We start from the raw sequence: 20,021 nt of genomic DNA, 5'->3' as shown, positions 1-20,021 counted from the left end.
GACGTGAGAAGCAGTGTTGGTGTTGTTTTTTGCGCGAAGGATCTAGATCCAGCCGCCCCACTGCAATAGGAATATTCCGATATTGGTTGTCACAGCGGCGGCAAGGGTCGTGATCACGATGATCGATGCCGCCAGTTCATGGTTGCCGTTGGACGAGCGGGCCATTACGTAGCTGGCCGCAGCCGTCGGGCTGCCAATATAAAGGAACAGGATGCCCAGTTCCGCCCCGCGAAAGCCGCATAGCCAGCCGCCGAAGGTGAAGATCAGCGGCAGCCAGACCATCTTCACCAGGCTCGCACTCACCGCCATCCGTCCACTGGCGCGCAACGAGGCCAGGGACAGGGTGCCGCCGATGCAGATCAGCGCCAGCGGCAGGGTCATCTGCGCGATGTAGTCGGCGGAGGTGAGCATCCAGTTCGGCAGCGCCACCTTGGCGTAGGCCAACGGCGTTGCCAGCAGCACGCTGATGATCAGCGGGTTGCGCAGGATGCTCTTGAAGATGCTCCATGGGTCCGACTTCAAGCTCGGGCTGTACACCGCCAGCACTACCACCGACAGCGAGTTGTAGAGCAGGATCACCAGCCCGGCGAGGATCGCGCCGAGGGAAATACCGTAGTCGCCGTACATGCTGGCCGCCAGCGCCAGACCAATCACCCCGTTGTTGCCGCGGAACGCGCCCTGGGTGTAGATGCCGCGATCTTCCTTGGGGCAGCGCCAGATGGCAATCAACCAGGACAGGGCGAAACTGCCGAAGGTGGCGGCGATGAAGTACAGCAGCAGGCTGGGTTTGACGGCGGCGTCGAGGTCGGCGTGGTAGATGCCGAGGAACAGCAGCGACGGCATGCACACGTTGAAGACCAGCGACGAGGCGACCTGGATGAAGTTGTCGTTGATTGCATCGATGCGACGCAGCAGCACGCCCATGAACAGCATCGCGAAGACCGGGGCCGTGATGTTCAGGGTCTGGATGAAAAGGGCGAGCATGCGGGGGGATTTCCGTGGGCCTGTCGTTAGGTGGCTAATGATACGCCAGTGCAGGGCTCAGGGATGGGGGTTTGTGGATGAAATGCCAGAATTTCGGCGATTTTGAGGGCCTCATCGCTGGCAAGCCAGCTCCCACAGGACTTGTGGGAGCTGGCTTGCCAGCGATAGGGCCCTCAAGGGCAATAAAGAACTCAGCGCCGAACGGGCCGCTTCTGCAACTTGCGCTGCAACGTCCGCCGGTGCATGCCCAGGGCCCGGGCCGTGGCGGAGATATTGCCCTCGTGCTCGCTCAGCACGCGCTGGATGTGCTCCCATTGCAAACGGTCCACCGACATCGGGTTTTCCGGCACCAGGCTATCCAGGTCGCCATGCTGCGAGGCCAGCGCCGCCAGCACATCGTCGGCATCCGCCGGCTTGCACAGGTAGTTGCAGGCGCCGCGCTTGATGGCCTCCACCGCCGTGGCGATGCTGGAGTAGCCGGTGAGGATCACCACCTTCATTTCCGGGTCCAGCTCCAGCAGCTTGGGCAGCAGCACCAGGCCGGAGTCGCCTTCCATCTTCAGGTCCAGCGTGGCGTAGTCCGGAATATCCTGCTGGGCCAGGACCAGCCCCTCCTCCGCCGAACTCGCGGTGCTGACACGGAAGCCGCGGCGAACCATGGCGCGGGCCATCACCCGGGTAAAGGTCGCGTCGTCGTCGACCAGCAGCAGGTGCGGCAGGTCTTCACCTTCAGCCTGGATTTCATCACTCATCACACGTCTCCTCGCGCGTCACGGGGCAGGCGCAGCTCGGTCAGCGTGCCGCCCTCTTCGTGACTATAGAGTTTTACCGAGCCGCCAGCACGGGTAACGCTGGCCTTGCTCAGGAACAGGCCAAGGCCGAAGCCCTTGCCCTTGGTGGTAAAGAAGGGTTTGCCGATCTGCTCGGCAATGGCCACCGGCACGCCAGGACCGTGGTCGCGGATGCTGATGACGATATCGGTGGCATCCCAGTCCAGCCGGACCTCCAGACCGTCGGGGCAGGCATCGGCGGCGTTGTTCAGCAGGTTCAGCAGGGCCTGGGTCAGGTCCGGCGGCGGCGCCAGGTGCGGTACCAGGCCCTGGCCGAGGCGCTGGAAGCGGTAGCTGGCTTCCGGGCGCATCAGGTGCCAGCGGTTCAGCGACTCGTCCATCCAGAAGGTCACCGGCTGCTCTTCCACCGCCATCCGGCGATTGGCCTCGGCAGCGCGGACCAGTTGCTGCAAGGTGTGCTTGCATTGCTTGACCTGCTCCTGGAGCACCGCCAGGTCGTCCTGCAGCAGCGGATCGGTGTGGTCCTGACGCATTTCGTTGATCAGCACGCTCATGGTCGCCAGCGGCGTGCCCAGTTCATGGGCGGCGCCAGCGGCCTGGGTCGCAACAGCCAGCAGTTGCTGGTCACGCAGGCCTTCTTCGCGGCGCTGGGCCTGGAAGGCCTCCTGGCGGCGCAATTCCTCGGCCATCTTCGCGGCGAAGAAGGTAATCACCGCCGCCGCCAGGGCAAAGCTCAGCCACATGCCGTAGATCTGCATCTTTTCCCGGGCCATCGGGAAGGTATCAAGGGGATAGAACTGCACCAGCAGCAGGGTGTAGGCCACCAGCGCGATCCCGGAAAGGATCAGCGAATAGACCCACGGCAGCGTCACCGCGGCGATTGCCAGGGGCACCAGGTAATAGGAGACGAAAGGGTTGGTCGAGCCGCCGGAAAAATACAGCAAGGCACTGTGGATCAGCAGGTCGCAGGCCAGTTGCACCGCGTATTCCAGCTCGGTCACCGGCAGCGAGGCGCGCAGGCGCAGGGCGGTGACCAGGCACAGGACCATGGAGAAGCCGAGGGTGACGCTCAGCGCCAGCCAGGGCAGTGGCAGCAGTTCGGTCCAGTAGGCAACCGCGACCGAACCGGCCTGGGCAGCCAGCACCAGGGTGCGGATGAACGTAAGGCGCCAGAGGTTCTGGCGGGTAGCAGACAACATTTGCATAGTGACCGGGGCGAGCATGAGCTCTCCTGATGAGTGCTCCAGGTAAACCGGGGCGAAGTATACCGAAGCGACGTCCGCGACTGCAGCAATGCGGCAACTCGCCACACCGTGCCAAGGCTAAATGATAGCGATTTGGAACCTTGGTGCTACTTTCAAGGTCAGACAGGGTCTGCGTGGCGCACAGGATCGTACTGGCCACGCCCATTTTTCAAGGAGTCATGCATGAATACCCCACGCCGTAGCGCCAAAGCCCTGCTGGCCGCCAGCCTGCTGGTCAGCCTTCCCGTTCTGGCGGACGAGCCGCGTTACAACCAGATTTCCCTGCGTGCCGAAGCGAGCAAGGAAGTGGCCCGGGACCTGATGGTCGTGACCCTCTACAGCGAAGCGCAGAACACCGACCCGGCCAAGCTCGCTGCCGAGATCACCACCACCCTGAACAAGGCCCTGGAACAGGCGCGCCAGGTCAAGGACGTGAAGATCAGCCAGGGCAGCCGCAATGCCTACCCGATCTATGACGACAAGGGCCAGAAGATCACCGGCTGGCGCGAACGTGCCGAGCTGCGTCTGGAAAGTGCCGACTTCCCGGCCTTGTCCAAGCTGACCGGCGAGCTCCTGCAACAGCTGAAGATGGGCGGCATGGACTTCGCCATCGCCCCGGCCACGCGCAAGACCAGCGAGGATGCGCTGATCAAGGATGCGGTGGACGCGTTCAAGGCCCGCGCGCAGATCGCCACCGAGGCACTGGGTGGCAAGGGCTACAAGGTGGTCAGCCTGAACCTCAACAGCAGCGGTTATCCACAGCCGTACATGCGTGCGCCGATGATGATGAAGGCCAGCATGGATGCCGAGGCGGCGCCGTCGCCGCAGGTCGAGGCGGGGACCACCCAGGTCAGCGTCAATGCGGATGGCACCATTGAAGTGCAGATGCCCTGAGTGAACTTGGGCCGGTGCTTGACCGGCCCTTCTCGATTGCCTTTGATGGCCTCATCGCTGGCAAGCCAGCTCCCACAGTGACCGCGTGCACCGCTGAACCTGTGGGAGCTGGCTTGCCAGCGATGAGGCCCTCAAATTCAACACACATCTCGAAAATTTCGCCAATTCCCGCCAAGCAAACGTTCAACTCCGCAAAAGTTACACAATCGCGACATCCTTGTACGAACGTTCCGAAATTGCTGTCAGAAGCTATCCTCAACCGTTGCATCAGGTCCAGTACCTGCATAAGTATCCGCGGGTCGGCCCACAAGGCCGCCCTCAGATCACAATGACAACAATGAGGCCACCATGCTGAAAACCGCAGTCATTCCGTTCCTTGTCGGCGCAGGTTTGCTCGCCGCCACCCCGGCCGCCCAGGCCGCTTCCAACCTGGTCTACTGCTCCGAAGGCAGCCCCGCCGGCTTCGATCCCGGCCAGTACACCACCGGCACCGACTTCGATGCCTCGTCCGAGACCGTGTTCAACCGCCTGGCCCAGTTCGAGCGCGGCGGCACCCAGGTCATCCCCGGGCTGGCCACCAGTTGGGACGTTTCCGACGACGCCCTGACCTATACCTTCCACCTGCGCGAAGGGGTCAAGTTCCACACCACCGACTACTTCAAGCCGACCCGCGAGTTCAACGCCGACGACGTGCTGTTCACCTTCAACCGCATGCTCGACAAGGACATGCCGTTCCGCAAGGCGTACCCCACCGAGTTCCCGTACTTCACCGATATGGGCATGGACGCGAACATCAAGCAGGTCGAGAAGGTCGACGAGCACACCGTCAAGTTCACCCTCAACGAAGTCGACGCCGCGTTCATCCAGAACATCGCCATGAGCTTCGCCTCGATCCAGTCCGCCGAATACGCCGACCAGTTGCTCAAGCAGGGCAAGGCCGCGGACATCAACCAGAAGCCGATCGGCACCGGCCCGTTCGTGTTCAGCAAGTACCAGAAGGACGCGCAAATCCGCTTCAAGGGCAACAAGGACTACTGGTCGCCCGGCGAGGTGAAGATCGACAACCTGATCTTCGCCATCACCACCGACGCCTCGGTGCGCATGCAGAAGCTGAAGAAGAACGAGTGCCAGGTCACCCTGTTCCCGCGCCCTGCCGACCTCGAATCGCTGAAGGCCGACCCGAACCTGCAGATGCCGCACCAGGCCGGCTTCAACCTCGGCTACATCGCCTACAACGTGATGGACAAGATCAAGGGCAGCAACGAGCCCAACCCCATGGCCCAGCTCAAGGTGCGCCAGGCCCTGGACATGGCGGTGAACAAGCAGCAGATCATCGATTCGGTGTACCAGGGCGCCGGGCAGCTGGCGGTCAACGCCATGCCGCCGACCCAGTGGTCCTATGACGAGACCATCAAGGGTACCGAGTACAACGTCGAGAAAGCCAAGGCCCTGCTCAAGGAAGCCGGGGTCAAGGAAGGCACCGAGATCACCCTGTGGGCCATGCCGGTACAGCGCCCGTACAACCCCAACGCCAAGCTCATGGCCGAGATGATCCAGTCCGACTGGGCCAAGATCGGCATCAAGGCACGCATCGTCAGCTACGAATGGGGCGAGTACATCAAGCGCGCCAAGGACGGCGAGAACGGCGCCATGCTGATCGGCTGGAGCGGCGACAATGGTGACCCGGACAACTGGCTCGGCACCCTGTACGGCTGCGACGCGGTCAACGGCAACAACTTCTCCCACTGGTGCAACAGCGACTACGACAAGCTGGTCAAGGACGCCAAGCGCATCCCCGACCAGGCCAAGCGCACCGAGCTGTACAAGCAGGCCCAGCACATCCTCAAGGACCAGGTGCCGATCACCCCGATCGCCCACTCCACGGTCTACCAGCCGATGCGCGTGAGCGTCGAAGACTTCAAGATCAGCCCCTTCGCCCTCAATGACTTCTACGGCGTCAGCGTGAAGCCATAACCGCCTGCCAGGGCTGCGGCCGATGCCGCAGCCCTGGCCCTGAACAACAGCTGGTTGATGGCACATCGGTTACTTGTCCGAAATTTCCTCAACACAGTCGGAAAGCTCCCACCCCAACTTGCTCCCTGTGTACCTCGTCGGAAGCCCTGTCCCCACTTACCGTGGGAACGGTGCCCGTGCCCCGTCAGCGAGGATTCGCTGCGTGCCGCGGAAACTTCCAATAACGACTACAAGACAGGGAATTCCCATGCGTAAGACGTCTCTCTTCGCCGCCTTGCTAGGAGCCGGTCTGCTGGCCCATTCGCCCTTCGGCCTGGCCAAGGGCAGCCTGGTGTTCTGCTCGGAAGGCAGCCCTTCCGGCTTCGACACCGCGCAATATCAGAGCGGCACCGACAACGACGTGTCCGAGCCGCTGTACAACCGCCTGGTGGAGTTCGAGCGCGGGGCCACGGTGGTGGAACCGTCGCTGGCCACCGACTGGAGCATTTCCGATGACGGCCTAGTGTACACCTTCAACCTGCGCCCCGGGGTGAAGTTCCACAGCAACGCCGGTTTCAAGCCGAGCCGCGATTTCGACGCCGACGACGTGGTGTTCACCTTCAGCCGCATGCTCGACCCGACCCACCCCTTCCGCCTGGCTTACGGCACGGTGTTCCCGTACTTCAGCGCCATGGGCATGGACAAGACCATCGCCAAGGTGGAGAAAAGCGGCCCGATGAGCGTGACCTTCACCCTCAACCACCCCGACGCCGCGCTGTTGCAGAACCTCGCCATGAGCTTCGCCTCGGTGCTCTCCGCCGAATATGCCGAACACCTGCTGGCCCGTGGCACGCCGTCGGACATCACCGACAAGCCCATCGGTACAGGCCCCTTCGTGTTCACCCGCTACCAGAAGGACACCCAGATCCGCTATCGCGGCAACACCGAGTACTGGGCCCCGGAGCAAGTCAAGCTGGACAACCTGATCTACTCCATCAACGTCGATCCGTCAGTCCGGGTGCAGAAGCTGCGCAAGGGCGAATGCCAGGTGAGCATCCACCCGCGCCCCGCCGACCTCGAGGCCCTGCGCCGCGACGAAAACATCAACCTGATCGAGAAGCCCGCCTACAACCTTGGCTACATCGCCTACAACACCCGGCACAAGCCGTTCGACCAACTGGAGGTACGCCAGGCCCTGGACATGGCGGTGAACAAGGAGGCGATCATCAAGACCGTGTTCCAGGGCGCCGGCCAGGTGGCGGTGAACACCATGCCGCCGACCCAGTGGTCCTACGACGAGAGCATCGCCGACGCCCCTCGCGACCTGGAAAAAGCCAAGCAGATGCTGCGCGACGCCGGGGTCAAGGAAGGCACCGAGATCACCCTCTGGGCCATGCCCGTGCAGCGCCCGTACAACCCCGATGCCCGCCTGATGGCGCAGATGCTCCAGGACGACTGGGGCAAGCTCGGGCTGAAGGTGAACATCGTCAGCTACGAATGGGGCGAATACCTCAAGCGCGCCAAGAACGGCGAGCACGACACCCTGCTGATCGGTTGGACCGGCGACAACGGCGACCCGGACAACTGGCTCGGCACCCTGTACGGCTGCGATGCCATCGGCAGCCACAACCACTCCATGTGGTGCGACCCGCAATACGACGCCCTGATGAAAAAGGCCAAGGGCACCAACGACCGCGAGCAGCGCAGCGAGCTGTATCGCCAGGCCCAGCACTACATCAAGCAGAACGTGCCGATCACCCCCATCGCCCACTCCACCGTCGCCCAGCCGGTGAGCACGCGGGTGGAGGGATACCTGGTCAGCCCGTTCGGCAAGACCACGTTCCGCGACGTTGGCATCGACTGACCGGCGCAGTACGGATCACGGCCCACCGGCCGCGATCCGCAGCACTGGCCGACGGGTCCACGAGGCCCGCCGGTCCATCGAGAAGAACAAGAAAGGAAGTATCGCCTTGAAACGAATCACCACCGTAATCGCCCTTTCCCTTGGCGGCCTGTCCGGCCTAGCCCAGGCCGAAGCCACCAGCCAGGACTACCTGCCGCTGACCCTCAAGGAAACCAGCGCCCAGGCCGAATCCAACGGCTTCATCGAAGACCAGAGCCTGTCCGGCTGGACCCGCAACTGGTACGCCCGCGAGCGCGCGAGCAAGGGTCCGCTGTTCCGCTACTACAAGAGCGACGGCACCCGCCAGGCCACCCACAGCCGCGACAACTGGGTGCAGGGCACCGTGCTCGACTACAGCTCCGGTTTCACCCAGGGCCAGGTCGGTTTCGCCGCCCAGGTCGCCGGCTACCATGCCCTCGCCCTGGAGCGCGGGCGCGCCCGGGTCGCCGGGCCGAACAACCGCACCCTGACCCACAGCGACGGCGACGTCATCGGCCAGTGGAGCAAACTCGGCCTGGCCAACCTGCAGGCGCGGATCTCCAACACCACCCTGGTCGCCGGGCGCCAGTCGATCAACACCCCGGTGTTCGCCTATATCGGCAACCGCGCCCTGCCGTCGAGCTTCGACGGGGTCGCCCTGCACAGCGCCGAATTCGACAACCTGTCCTTCGACCTCGGCACCTTCGAGCGGGTCTCGACCCGTACCGAACAGGGCAAGAGCAAGTTCACCACCGAGTACTCGGCACTGGGCGTCAACGCCGACCGGGTCAGCCTCGCCGGCCTCAACTACCAGCCGCTGCGCAGCCTGACCACCAGCCTGTACCTCGGCCAGGTCGAGGACATCTGGAACCAGTACTACGTCGGCGCCTCCCATGACCTGGGAGACAAGGGCACCCTGGCCTTGACCACCGGCTTCAACTACTACGGCACCCGCGACACCGGCTCGGCGAAACTGGGGGATATCGACAACGACACCTTCAGCCTGTCCTTCACCCTGGCGCACCAGGCCCACAGCCTGACCCTGGCCTACCAGCAGGTGAACGGCGACGAGTACTTCGACTATGTGCACGACACCAACGCGATCTTCCTCGCCAACTCGCTGTTCTCCGATTACAACGGTCCCAACGAGAAGTCGTTCCAGGTCGGCTACGCCCTCGACATGGCCGGGTTCGGCGTGCCGGGGCTGCGCCTGAATGTCTATACCGCGCGCGGCTGGGGCATCGACGGCACCGGCTACAAGGGCAACGGCTACGATGTACGCAACCTCGATGGCGAACATCACCGGGAATGGTCGTTGGGTGCCAGCTACGTGGTGCAGGGCGGGCCGCTGGAGGCGACCAACATCCGCGCCTACTACACCGCACACCGCGCCAGTCGCGAGCAGATCGATGGCAATCTCGATGAATTCCGCATCGTGACCACCATTCCGTTCAACATTCTCTAATGCAGGTCTCCGGCGGCGGCGCAAACACGCCCGCCGCCGGGGCAGGAGCCGACAAAGGACATGCCGATGAACACACTCCCCCTGCACGCCGCTTTCGCAGCCCTGCTGCTGACTGCTTCGGCCAGCCTCTGGGCACGCCCGCTGGTGGTCTGCACCGAAGCCAGCCCGGAAGGCTTCGATATGGCCCAGTACACCACTGCCGTCACCGCCGATGCGGCGGCGGAAACCCTGTTCAACCGCCTGGTCGATTTCAAGCCCGGCACCACCGAGATCCAGCCGTCGCTGGCCGAGCGCTGGGAGATCAGCGACGACGGCCTGACCTACACCTTCCACCTGCGCAAGGGCGTCAAGTTCCACACCACGCCCTGGTTCACCCCGACCCGCGAGATGAACGCCGACGATGTGCTCTGGAGCTTCCAGCGCCAGCTCGACCCCAAGCATCCCTGGCACGCCAAAAGCAGCATCGGCTTCCCCTACTTCGAGGGCATGAGTTTCAGCAAACTGCTGAAAAGCGTGGAGAAGACCGACGAGCACACTGTGGTCTTCACCCTGACCCAGCCCCAGGCGCCGTTCCTGCGTGACCTGGCGATGGCCTTCACCTCGATCTACTCGGCCGAATATGGCGACCAGTTGCTCAAGGCCGACAAGACCGGCGACCTCAACAGCAAGCCGGTAGGCACCGGCCCGTTCATCTTCCAGCGCTACATCAAGGACGCCCAGGTCCGCTATAAGGCCAACCCGGACTATTTCCGCGGCGCCCCGCCCAGCGAAACCCTGGTTTTCGCCATCACCACCGACAACAACGTGCGCCTGCAGAAGCTGCGCGCCAACGAATGCCAGGTGGCGGTCTACCCCAAGCCGGACGACGTGCCCTCGATCAAGCAGGACCCGATGCTCAAGGTGGTCGAACTGGAAGCGCTGATCATCGGCTACGTGGCGATGAACACCGAACACCCGCTGCTCAAGGACGTACGGGTGCGCAAGGCCATCGATATCGCCTTCGACCGCCAGGCCCACATCGACCAGCTGTTCGGCAAGGGCAACGCGGTGCTGGCGGTCAATCCCTATCCACCGACCATGCTCGGCTACAACCACGACAACCACAACCCGCCCCGCGACCTCGACAAGGCCCGCGCCCTGCTCAGGGAAGCCGGCGTCCCGGAGGGCGCCAGCCTGACCCTGTTCACCCGCAACGGCGGCGGCATGACCAACCCCAACCCGCGGCTGAGCGCGGAAATGCTCCAGGCCGACCTCAAGCAGATCGGCCTGAAACTGGATATCCGCGTGATGGAATGGGCAGAAATGCTCCGTCGGGCGAAGAACGGCGAGCACGACCTGGTGTCCACCGGATGGGCCGGCGACAACGGCGACCCGGACAACTTCCTGACCCCGCTGCTCAGCTGCGAGGCGGTGAAGAACGGCGAGAACTATGCTCGTTGGTGCAATGAAAAATTCGATGCGCTGATCACCCAGGCTCGCCAGGTGATCGACCCGCAACAGCGAGAAGCGCTCTATAAGGAGGCCCTGGCCGTGTACGATGCGGACCGGCCATGGCTAACCATGGCCCATCCGAAGATGTTCACGGCCATGCGGCGGAACGTCGAGGGCTACACCATCAGCCCCCTGACCAACAATAACTTCGCCACTACCCAGGTGAAGTAGAACAAGAACGCCCGCCCACCCCACCCGGGAAAAGCGGGCACATGCCTTACCGGCTGACGAGGAACACCACACGATGTTGAGTTTCATTGCCCGGCGTCTGGGATTGCTGATCCCGACCTTTTTCGGCATTACCTTGCTGACCTTCGCCCTCATACGGCTCATACCGGGGGACCCGGTGGAAGTGATGATGGGCGAGCGCAGGGTCGACCCTGAAATGCACGCACAGGCCATGGAACGGTTGGGCCTGAACAAGCCCTTGCCCGAGCAGTACCTGGACTATATCGGCAAGCTGTCCCAGGGTGACCTGGGTGAATCCTTGCGCACCCGCGAGAGCGTGTGGAACGAGTTTCTCGCGCTGTTTCCCGCCACCCTCGAACTGGCCCTGGCCGCCTTGCTGTTCGCCGGCATCATCGGTGTGCTGGCCGGGGTCATCGCCGCCCTCAAGCGCGGCTCGCTGTTCGACCACGGGGTGATGGGGCTGTCCCTCACCGGTTATTCGATGCCGATCTTCTGGTGGGGCCTGATCCTCATCATGTTCTTCTCCGTGAGCCTGGGCTGGACCCCGGTCTCCGGGCGCATCGACCTGCTCTACGACATCGAGCCGAAGACCGGCTTCATGCTCATCGACACCCTGCTCAGCGACGAGCAAGGCGCGTTCAAGGACGCGGTGATGCACCTGATCCTGCCGGCCATCGTCCTCGGCACCATTCCCCTGGCGGTGATCGCGCGGATGACCCGTTCCTCCATGCTCGAAGTGCTGCGCGAGGACTACATCCGCACGGCCCGGGCCAAAGGCCTGTCGCCAGCACGCGTGGTATTCGTCCATGGCCTGCGCAATGCGCTGATCCCGGTGCTCACGGTGTTCGGCCTGCAGGTCGGCACGCTGCTGGCCGGTGCGGTACTCACCGAAACCATCTTCTCCTGGCCGGGCATCGGCAAATGGCTGATCGAAGCCATCGGTGCCCGTGACTACCCCGTGGTCCAGAACGGCATCCTGCTGATCGCCTGCCTGGTCATCCTGGTCAACTTCGTCGTGGATATCCTCTACGGCCTGGCCAACCCACGCATCCGTCACCAGCGCTGAGGCCACCGTCATGAATACGCCCGCTCCAACTCCGGCTCCAGCCATCGACCAGAGCCTGCTCTACCCGTCCCCGTACAAGGAATTCTGGCACGCCTTCTCGCGCAACAAGGGCGCGGTGGCCGGCCTGCTGTTCATGTGCCTGATCGTCTTCTGCGCACTGTTCGCGCCCTGGGTCGCACCGCACAGCCCCAGCGAGCAATACCGCGACTTCCTGCTGACCCCGCCGGTGTGGCTCGAAGGCGGCAACTGGCAGTTCATCCTCGGCACCGACGAACTGGGCCGCGACCTGCTCTCACGGCTGATCCAGGGCTCGCGCCTGTCGCTGCTGATCGGCCTGTCATCGGTGGTCATCTCGCTGATCCCGGGGATCATCCTCGGCCTGCTGGCAGGCTTCTTCCCCAATGCCCTGGGCGCTTCGATCATGCGCCTGATGGACGTGATGCTGGCCCTGCCCTCGCTGCTTCTGGCGGTGGCTATTGTCGCCATTCTCGGCCCTGGCCTGGTCAACACGGTGATCGCCATCGCTATCGTCTCGCTGCCGTCCTATGTGCGCCTGACCCGCGCTGCGGTGATGGGCGAACTGAACCGCGACTACGTCACTGCCGCGCGCCTGGCCGGCGCCAGCCTGCCACGCCTGATGTTCATCACCGTGCTGCCCAACTGCATGGCGCCACTGATCGTCCAGGCCACCCTGAGCTTCTCCTCGGCGATCCTCGATGCCGCTGCCCTGGGCTTCCTCGGCCTCGGCGTGCAGCCGCCGACCCCGGAATGGGGAACCATGCTGGCCTCGGCCCGCGACTACATCGAACGCGCCTGGTGGGTGGTCAGCCTGCCCGGGCTGACCATCTTGCTCAGCGTGCTGGCAATCAACCTGATGGGCGACGGACTGCGCGATGCGCTGGACCCGAAACTCAAGAATGCCGCCTGAGGAGAAGCCCATGTCACTTCTGCAAATCCGCAATCTCAACGTGCGCTTCGGCGACGCCACGGCCGTGCCGGTGGTGGATGGTCTCGACCTCAACGTGGACAAGGGCGAGGTGCTGGCCATCGTCGGCGAATCCGGTTCCGGCAAGTCGGTGACCATGATGGCGCTGATGGGCCTGATCGACGCGCCCGGACGCATCAGCGCCGACCAGCTCAGCTTCGATGGCAACGACATGCTCAGGATCAGCGGCCGCCAGCGGCGCAAGGTGGTCGGCAAGGACATGGCGATGGTCTTCCAGGACCCGATGACCGCCCTCAACCCCAGCTATACCGTGGGCTTCCAGATCGAGGAAGTGCTGCGCCAGCACCTTGGCCTGCGCGGCAAGGCCGCCCGCCAGCGCGCCCTGGAACTGCTGAAGAAGGTCGAGATCCCGGCCCCGGAAAGCCGTCTCGATGCCTATCCGCACCAGCTCTCCGGCGGCATGAGCCAGCGCGTGGCAATCGCCATGGCGATTGCCGGCGAGCCCAAGCTGCTGATCGCCGACGAACCCACCACCGCCCTCGACGTGACCATCCAGGCGCAGATCATGGAGCTGCTGCTGAACCTGCAAAAGGAACAGGACATGGCCCTGATCCTGATCACCCACGACCTGGCCGTGGTGGCGGAAACCGCCAAACGGGTCTGCGTGATGTACGCCGGCCAGGCGGTGGAAGTGGGCCAGGTGCCGGAGCTGTTCGAGGTGCCTGCCCATCCCTACAGCGAAGCGCTGCTCAAGGCGATTCCCGAGCACAGCCTCGGTGCTGAACGCCTGGCCACCCTGCCCGGCATCGTTCCCGGCCGCTATGACCGGCCCACCGGCTGCCTGCTTTCGCCGCGCTGCCCTTATGTGCGCGACAACTGCCGCCAGCAACGCCCCGGCCTCGATCCCCAGGCCCACAGCCTGGCGCGCTGCTTCTACCCGCTGAACCAGGAGGTGGCGTAATGAGCGTCGTACTGACCGCCCGTGACCTCACCCGTCACTACCAAGTCTCCCGTGGCCTGTTCAAAGGCCATGCCACGGTGCGCGCGCTGAATGGCGTGTCGTTCGAACTGGAGGCCGGCAAGACCCTGGCCGTGGTCGGTGAATCCGGCTGCGGCAAGTCCACCCTGGCCCGCGCCCTGACCCTGATCGAAGAGCCGTCGTCGGGCTCGTTGCAGATTGCCGGGCAAGAAGTCAACGGCGCTAGCAAGCAGGAGCGCAAGCAGTTGCGTCGTGATGTGCAGATGGTCTTCCAGAGTCCGTATGCCTCGCTCAACCCACGGCAGAAGATCGGCGACCAGTTGGCCGAGCCACTGCTGATCAACACCTCGCTGTCCAAGGAGCAGCGGCGGGAACGGGTGCAGGCGATGATGCAGCAGGTCGGTTTGCGGCCCGAGCACTACCAGCGCTACCCGCACATGTTCTCCGGTGGCCAGCGCCAGCGCATCGCCCTGGCCCGGGCGATGATGCTGCAACCGAAGGTGCTGGTAGCGGATGAACCGACCTCGGCGCTGGACGTGTCGATCCAGGCCCAGGTGCTCAACCTGTTCATGGATTTGCAAAAGGAGTTCAACACCGCCTATGTGTTCATCTCGCACAACCTGGCGGTGGTGCGGCACGTGGCGGATGAAGTGCTGGTGATGTACCTCGGCCGGCCGGCGGAAATGGGGCCGAAGGAAGCGATCTACGAGAAGCCGCTGCACCCCTATACCCAGGCGCTGTTATCGGCGACACCGACGATTCATCCGGATCCGACGAAGCCGAAGATCAGGATTGCCGGGGAGTTGCCCAATCCGCTGAATCCGCCGGAGGGATGTGCGTTCCACAAGCGGTGTCCGCATGCGATGGAGCGCTGTGCGAAGGAAGTGCCGGCGTTTCGCAGGGTGGAAACCAGACAGGTGGCCTGCCATTACGCGGAGCAGTTCCTCTAAAAGCATCGCTGGCAAGCCAGCTCCCACAGGGTTCCGAGTCGCCGCGGACCCTGTGGGAGCTGGCTTGCCAGCGATGAGGCCTTCAGATCAATGCATGAAGATCGCGATCAGGATGATCACAGGAATCGGTACACCCAGGAACCACAGCAGTAATGAACGCATGATGTCTCTCCTCTCATCTCAACGAATCGGCGCAGTCCGGGCCACATAACCCGCACCGTCGACTTCCACCCACTGCACCTGGTCACGACGACGACCACCATACAGCGCCGCCAGGCTGGCGAAGAACGCCCCGCACAGCAGACCGACGAAGGTCCACAGCGCCGTCCAGGCCGCCGCTTTCGCTGCCGCGTCCGCGGCCTGCTTGGCTTTCACCTTGGCCTGCTGAACCTGCGCGAATACCTGGTCGACACGAGCTTCGGCCTCGGCCTGGGTCAGCCGAGTGCGCTGCGCTACCAGTTGCGCCAGGTAGGCACGGTCTTCCGGCATCAGGCTGTCATCGACGATGGCCCGTCCGAGAATCCGTGCCGCCACGGTATTGGCCGCGTCATCGCTGACCGGCGCCGGGCCTTCGCTGCGGAACAGGGTGTCGACGAAATAACCCATCGGATCGGCGTTGCTGTTGCTGCTGGCGGCCGCAGTCACGGCGCTGCTACCGGCCATGGCACCGGCCTGAGCACCTGCACTGGCCAGGCTGCCCGCCGTACCCAGCACCATCGCCGCAGTGATCAGCGTGGCCACGGCCCAGGCCAGGAAGCCATGGGCGGTATCGCGGAAGTACACCTCGTCACCGTGCAGGTTGGCCCACTTCACCCGCAGCCGGCCGGCGATGTAGCCGCCGAGACCGGAGGCGATGATCTGGGTCAGCAGCAACCAGATGATCGTCGAGACGCCCAGCGCCTTGGCGCTGGCGCCCTCGTCGGCCCAGGGCGAGGCGGCGGCGAAGCCGAGCCCCGCGCCGAGCACCACGAGAATCAATGACAACGCCGCAGCGGCTGCGGCCCCGGCAAAAATCGCCGCCCAGGACACGCCCGAACGATTCGGGATGTCGAGGGTGGGTGAATAGTCGTTGGTGATCATCTGTTTGCCTCTCCGGTGAGCAATGGGTCCTTTCTCGGGAGAGGGAGGTGCAGCGGGCGTGCCAAATGTTTCAAATGATGACGATCAATGAATTCGGGGGTTTGCTGGGGGATGGGCGTCTGAGGACCGTGCAAAATGCGGGAAAGCCGTTCCGACAGATGGCTTTCTGCAATATTCACCGGCCTCATCGCTGGCAACGCCAGCTCCCACAGGGTCTGCGGTGCACACGAACCCTGTGGGAGCTGGCTTGCCAGCGATGAGGCCCTCAAGCACTATCCAGTAATGACTCTCCTCCCCGACGGCCCCACCCAGACCCCGATCACCGCCGACACCGTCCTGCGCTACCACCACTGCTGGATGCGCCGCGACCTCGACGGGGTGATGGCGCTCTATCACCCGGACGTCGAGTACCACGATTTCTTCCAGAACCGCGTCCTCGGCTACGACGAATTGCGCGACTACGTGCGCGTCTGCCTGCCCCACGAGGACGGCGAGGATATCGTCCACGGCGACCGTATCCGCGTCGATGGCTGCACCGCCTTCATCCAGTACCAGGTCACGGTCCAGGGCGGCGAAGGGCTGGTGGCCTTCCAGTCCAGCGAAGCGATCACGGTCAGGGACGGACTGATCTGGCGGGTCAACGAGTACGCCACGCTGATCCGCCAGAACGCCAAGGGCAGCACGCCCTCCGGCCCGCGGCCGGCCACCAGTCGCCTGGGCCTGTCGCCACGCCAGCTGAGCACCATGGCCCAGGACCTGGAACACTATTTCCAGCGCCAGCGCCCCTACCTCGACCCGGAACTGGATCTGCAACGGGTCGCGAAAGAGAGCGGCTACAGCCGCAACCAGATTTCCTACCTGCTCAACCAGGTCCTCGGCCAGAGCTTCTACCGCTACGTCAACCAGGCCCGCCTGCAGCACCTGCTCGGCGGGCTGGACGGCGGCGCCACCAGCGCGCCCATCGATGAACTGGCCTTCAACGCCGGCTTCAACTCCCTCTCCGCCTTCTACAAGTGCTTCCGCGAACACACCGGCCTGTCGCCCAAGGCCTATGTGAAGCAGATTTCCCTGCGTGCACGCACGTAAGACAGCCCGCCCCGCCCGCTACTAGGATCGGCTCCAGACCTTTAGCGGAAGTGGGAGCAGTACCCGATGCAAGCCTGGCGCACGATCAGCCTCTGGATGGACCAGCTCGACGAATCGATCGAGCCGCGCCCGGCGTTGAACCAGGACCTGGATGTCGATGTGTGCATCATCGGCGCCGGCTACACCGGGCTGTGGACCGCCTACTACCTCAAGCAGCAGGCGCCGCACCTGAGCATCGCCATCATCGAGGCGAAGTTCGCCGGCTTCGGTGCTTCCGGGCGCAACGGCGGCTGGCTGATGGGCAATATGCTCGGCGACGACCGCCTGCTCGCCACCCTGTCCCCGCAACAACGCCGGGACAGCATCGACCTGCTCCACGACATTCCCGACGAAGCCCGCCGTGTGCTGGATCGCGAAGGCATCGACTGCGACTACCGCAAAGGCGGCGTGCTCTACTGCGCGGCGCGCTATCCCGAGCAGGAAAAAAGCCTGCGCAGCTGGCTCGACGACCTCTATCGCCAGGGCATGACCGCCGACGACTACCGCTGGCTGCGCCCCGAGGAGCTGGAAGGCCAACTGCGGGTGAGCAATGCCTACGGTGCGATCTTCAGCCCGCATACCGCGACCATCCAGCCGGCGAAACTCGCTCGCGGCCTGGCCCGGGCAGTGGAAAGACTCGGCGTCACGATCTACGAAAACACCCCGGCCATCGACTGGAATCCCGGCCAGGTCCGCACTTCGCAAGCGACCATCCGCAGCCACTGGGTCGTACCGGCCGTGGAAGGCTATGCCGCCAGCCTGCCGCCGCTGGGCAAGCACCAGTTGCCGGTACAGAGCCTGCTGGTGGCCACCGAGCCGCTGGCGGATTCGGTGTGGGACGAGATCGGCCTCAAGGAAGGCCAGGCCTTCAGCGAAAACAGCCGCCAGGTCACCTACGGCCAGCGCACCCGGGACAACCGCCTGATGTTCGGCGCCCGTGGCGGTTACCGCTTCGGTGGGCGCCTGCGCGAGGACTTCAGCCTGACCACCGCTGAAGTGGACCTGCGCCGCTACCTGTTCGGCGAACTCTTCCCGCAACTGAAGAACGTGCGCATCACCCACTCCTGGGGCGGCAACCTCGGCATGGCGCGGCGCTTCCGTCCGCACATGCTCTGCGATCACCAGCGTGGCATCGCCCTGTCCGGCGGCTACGGCGGCGAAGGGGTCGGCGCGACCAACCTCGGTGGGCGCACCCTCGCCGCGCTGATCCTTGGCCAGCACAACGCCCTCACCGCCCAGCCCTGGGTCCACGACAACCGCGCGCTGTCCAGCCTCGCCAGCTGGCCGCCGGAGCCGTGCCGCTGGCTGGGCTACAACGCCATCATCCAGAGCTTCGTCTACGAGGACCGCACCCTCGCCAGCCCGGCCAGCCCGCCCTGGCGCCGGCGCATGGCCAGCGGTCTTGCGGACTTCATGCAGAGCTTCATGAACTGAATCACCTGAACGAGGAACCCGTGGTCATGAGCATCACCCAGTTCAAACACACCGACAGCGTCGCCCTGGAGACTTCCAGCCCGGTCGCCGTGCCCCTCGGCGAGCCCCTCGCGGTGACGTCGGTCACCTGCGTCGAGCGCAGCGATGGCGTGGAAACCGGCATCTGGGAGTGCACCCCCGGGCGCTGGCGGCGGCAGATCGTGCAACAGGAGTTCTGCCACTTCATCAAGGGCCGCTGCACCTTCACCCCCGACGGTGGCGAGCCGCTTGTCATAGAAGCCGGAGACGCACTGATGCTACCGGCCAACAGCACCGGCATCTGGGATATCCAGGAGACCGTGCGCAAGACCTACGTGCTTATTTTCTGATCCCGCTGATCGCCTGCTGCCTTCGATAACAACAGATAAAGAAAGGTAACCCGGACATGCGCACCCTCCTTGTTGCACCCCTGATGCTGGCCGCCTGCGTGGCCAGCGCCGCCGACTCGGTGAAGATCTACAACTGGTCCAGCTATATCGCCCCGGACACCCTGAAGAACTTCCAGCAGGCCAGCGGCATCGTGCCCACCTACGACGTCTTCGACAGCAACGAAACCCTCGACGGCAAGCTGATGACCGGCCACTCCGGCTACGATGTGGTGTTTCCCTCCAACCACTTCATGGCCCGGCAGATCCAGGGCGGCGCCCTGAAGAAGCTGGACAAGAGCCAGCTGCCGAACTGGAAGAACCTCAACCCGGTGCTACTCAAGGCCCTGGAGGTGAACGACCCGGGCAACCAGCATGGCTTCCCGTATCTGTGGGGCAGTACCGGCATCGGCTACAACATCGACAAGGTCAAGGCGGTGCTCGGCGACAACGCACCGGTGGACTCCTGGGACCTGATCTTCAAGCCCGAGTACATCGGCAAGCTGAAAAGCTGCGGCGTGGCGGTGCTGGACAACGGTCCGGAGCTGTTGCCGATCGCCCTGCACTACCTCGGCCTGCCGCACCACAGCCAGGATCCGAAGGACTACGACAAGGCCAAGGACCTGCTGATGAAAGTGCGGCCATACATCAGCTACTTCCACTCGTCGAAGTACACCGGCGACCTGGCCAATGGCGATGTGTGCGTGGTGGTGGGCTTCTCCGGAGATGTGCTGCAGGCGAAGAACCGTGCCGAGGAAGCGAAGAATGGCGTGAAGGTGGGCTATTCGATTCCCAAGGAAGGCGCGCCGATGTGGTTCGACATGGTGGCGATGCCGGCGGATGCACCGGATGAGAAAGCCGGGTATGCCTACATGAACTACCTGTTGCAGCCCGAGGTGATGGCCAATATCAGCGACTTCGTACAGTACGCCAACGGTAACCAGCAGGCGGATGCGCTGGTGAAGCCAGAGCTGAAGGCCAATCCGATGATCTATCCGAAGGACGAGGTGATGGACAAGCTGTATGCGCTTGAGGCGATGCCGGCGAAGATCGACCGGATCAGGACCCGGATCTGGACCAGCATCAAGGCGGGGAACTGATCTTGAGCTGCAAGCCGTAAGCTTCAAGCTGCAAGAAAAGGCGG

Annotated in this window: 17 protein-coding genes; 13 read left to right on the top strand and 4 right to left on the bottom strand. The window is 64.0% G+C overall.

Annotated features, from left to right (window positions below; all coding sequences use genetic code 11):
- Nucleotides 1-42: 42 nt before the first annotated feature.
- The 3 genes from AC2CQI_RS25485 to AC2CQI_RS25475 form a co-directional block, all read right to left on the bottom strand.
- Nucleotides 43-984, bottom strand: a complete 942-nt coding sequence (locus AC2CQI_RS25485) for an AEC family transporter (protein WP_484578264.1) — start codon at nt 982-984, stop codon at nt 43-45.
- Nucleotides 985-1,175: 191 nt separating this feature from the next.
- The gene (locus AC2CQI_RS25480) at nt 1,176-1,736 is read right to left on the bottom strand and encodes a response regulator transcription factor (RefSeq protein WP_075806591.1); all 561 of its coding nucleotides are present in this window, start codon (nt 1,734-1,736) and stop codon (nt 1,176-1,178) included.
- Nucleotides 1,736-2,998: an ATP-binding protein gene (locus tag AC2CQI_RS25475; RefSeq protein ID WP_075806590.1), complete on the bottom strand. Its 1,263-nt coding sequence runs from the start codon at nt 2,996-2,998 to the stop codon at nt 1,736-1,738. The genes AC2CQI_RS25480 and AC2CQI_RS25475 overlap by 1 nt, the downstream gene beginning before the upstream one ends.
- Nucleotides 2,999-3,202: 204 nt before the next feature.
- Here AC2CQI_RS25475 and AC2CQI_RS25470 point away from each other — a divergent pair, with 204 nt between their 5' ends.
- The 9 genes from AC2CQI_RS25470 (at nt 3,203) to AC2CQI_RS25430 (ending at nt 14,834) form a co-directional block, all read left to right on the top strand.
- The gene (locus AC2CQI_RS25470) at nt 3,203-3,913 is read left to right on the top strand and encodes an SIMPL domain-containing protein (protein WP_075806589.1); all 711 of its coding nucleotides are present in this window, start codon (nt 3,203-3,205) and stop codon (nt 3,911-3,913) included.
- Nucleotides 3,914-4,261: 348 nt separating this feature from the next.
- Entirely contained in the window at nt 4,262-5,887 is a 1,626-nt protein-coding gene (locus tag AC2CQI_RS25465; protein WP_484578263.1) for an ABC transporter substrate-binding protein, read from the top strand.
- 247 nt (nt 5,888-6,134) lie between these two features.
- Nucleotides 6,135-7,730: an ABC transporter substrate-binding protein gene (locus AC2CQI_RS25460; RefSeq protein WP_484578262.1), complete on the top strand. Its 1,596-nt coding sequence runs from the start codon at nt 6,135-6,137 to the stop codon at nt 7,728-7,730.
- A gap of 106 nt (nt 7,731-7,836) precedes the next feature.
- Complete coding sequence (locus AC2CQI_RS25455) at nt 7,837-9,213, top strand: OprD family outer membrane porin (protein WP_484578261.1); 1,377 nt, start codon at nt 7,837-7,839, stop codon at nt 9,211-9,213.
- Between the two features lie 66 nt (nt 9,214-9,279).
- Nucleotides 9,280-10,875, top strand: a complete 1,596-nt coding sequence (locus tag AC2CQI_RS25450) for an ABC transporter substrate-binding protein (protein WP_484578260.1) — start codon at nt 9,280-9,282, stop codon at nt 10,873-10,875.
- Nucleotides 10,876-10,948: 73 nt separating this feature from the next.
- On the top strand, nt 10,949-11,959 hold the full coding sequence (locus tag AC2CQI_RS25445) for an ABC transporter permease subunit (protein ID WP_075806585.1): 1,011 nt from the start codon (nt 10,949-10,951) through the stop codon (nt 11,957-11,959).
- A 10-nt stretch (nt 11,960-11,969) separates the two neighbouring features.
- The gene (locus AC2CQI_RS25440; protein WP_075806584.1) at nt 11,970-12,887 is read left to right on the top strand and encodes an ABC transporter permease subunit; all 918 of its coding nucleotides are present in this window, start codon (nt 11,970-11,972) and stop codon (nt 12,885-12,887) included.
- A gap of 10 nt (nt 12,888-12,897) precedes the next feature.
- Nucleotides 12,898-13,866 carry an ABC transporter ATP-binding protein gene (locus tag AC2CQI_RS25435; RefSeq protein ID WP_075806583.1) on the top strand — a complete coding sequence of 323 codons (969 nt, stop codon included), beginning with the start codon at nt 12,898-12,900 and terminating at the stop codon, nt 13,864-13,866.
- Nucleotides 13,866-14,834, top strand: coding sequence for a peptide ABC transporter ATP-binding protein (locus tag AC2CQI_RS25430; protein WP_484578259.1), 969 nt, complete (start codon nt 13,866-13,868; stop codon nt 14,832-14,834). The genes AC2CQI_RS25435 and AC2CQI_RS25430 overlap by 1 nt, the downstream gene beginning before the upstream one ends.
- Before the next feature lie 180 nt (nt 14,835-15,014).
- On the opposite strand, the gene AC2CQI_RS25425 is transcribed toward AC2CQI_RS25430, so the two are convergent.
- Nucleotides 15,015-15,914 carry a hypothetical protein gene (locus AC2CQI_RS25425; protein ID WP_484578258.1) on the bottom strand — a complete coding sequence of 300 codons (900 nt, stop codon included), beginning with the start codon at nt 15,912-15,914 and terminating at the stop codon, nt 15,015-15,017.
- Nucleotides 15,915-16,196: 282 nt separating this feature from the next.
- Between AC2CQI_RS25425 and AC2CQI_RS25420 the strand changes: the two genes are divergently transcribed.
- From AC2CQI_RS25420 to AC2CQI_RS25405, 4 genes are all read left to right on the top strand, one after another.
- The gene (locus tag AC2CQI_RS25420) at nt 16,197-17,000 is read left to right on the top strand and encodes a helix-turn-helix domain-containing protein (protein WP_484578257.1); all 804 of its coding nucleotides are present in this window, start codon (nt 16,197-16,199) and stop codon (nt 16,998-17,000) included.
- Between the two features lie 66 nt (nt 17,001-17,066).
- Nucleotides 17,067-18,473 (top strand): NAD(P)/FAD-dependent oxidoreductase, encoded by a 1,407-nt coding sequence (locus AC2CQI_RS25415; protein ID WP_484578256.1) that lies wholly within the window; start codon nt 17,067-17,069, stop codon nt 18,471-18,473.
- A 26-nt stretch (nt 18,474-18,499) separates the two neighbouring features.
- On the top strand, nt 18,500-18,841 hold the full coding sequence (locus AC2CQI_RS25410) for a cupin domain-containing protein (RefSeq protein WP_075806579.1): 342 nt from the start codon (nt 18,500-18,502) through the stop codon (nt 18,839-18,841).
- A 56-nt stretch (nt 18,842-18,897) separates the two neighbouring features.
- Nucleotides 18,898-19,977 carry a polyamine ABC transporter substrate-binding protein gene (locus AC2CQI_RS25405; RefSeq protein WP_075806578.1) on the top strand — a complete coding sequence of 360 codons (1,080 nt, stop codon included), beginning with the start codon at nt 18,898-18,900 and terminating at the stop codon, nt 19,975-19,977.
- Nucleotides 19,978-20,021 lie beyond the last annotated feature (44 nt).

The sequence above is a fragment of the Pseudomonas sp. P2S-1 genome (assembly GCF_057197725.1).
Note: the sequence above shows the minus strand (reverse complement) of the source record. Positions and strands in the feature narration are given on the sequence as shown.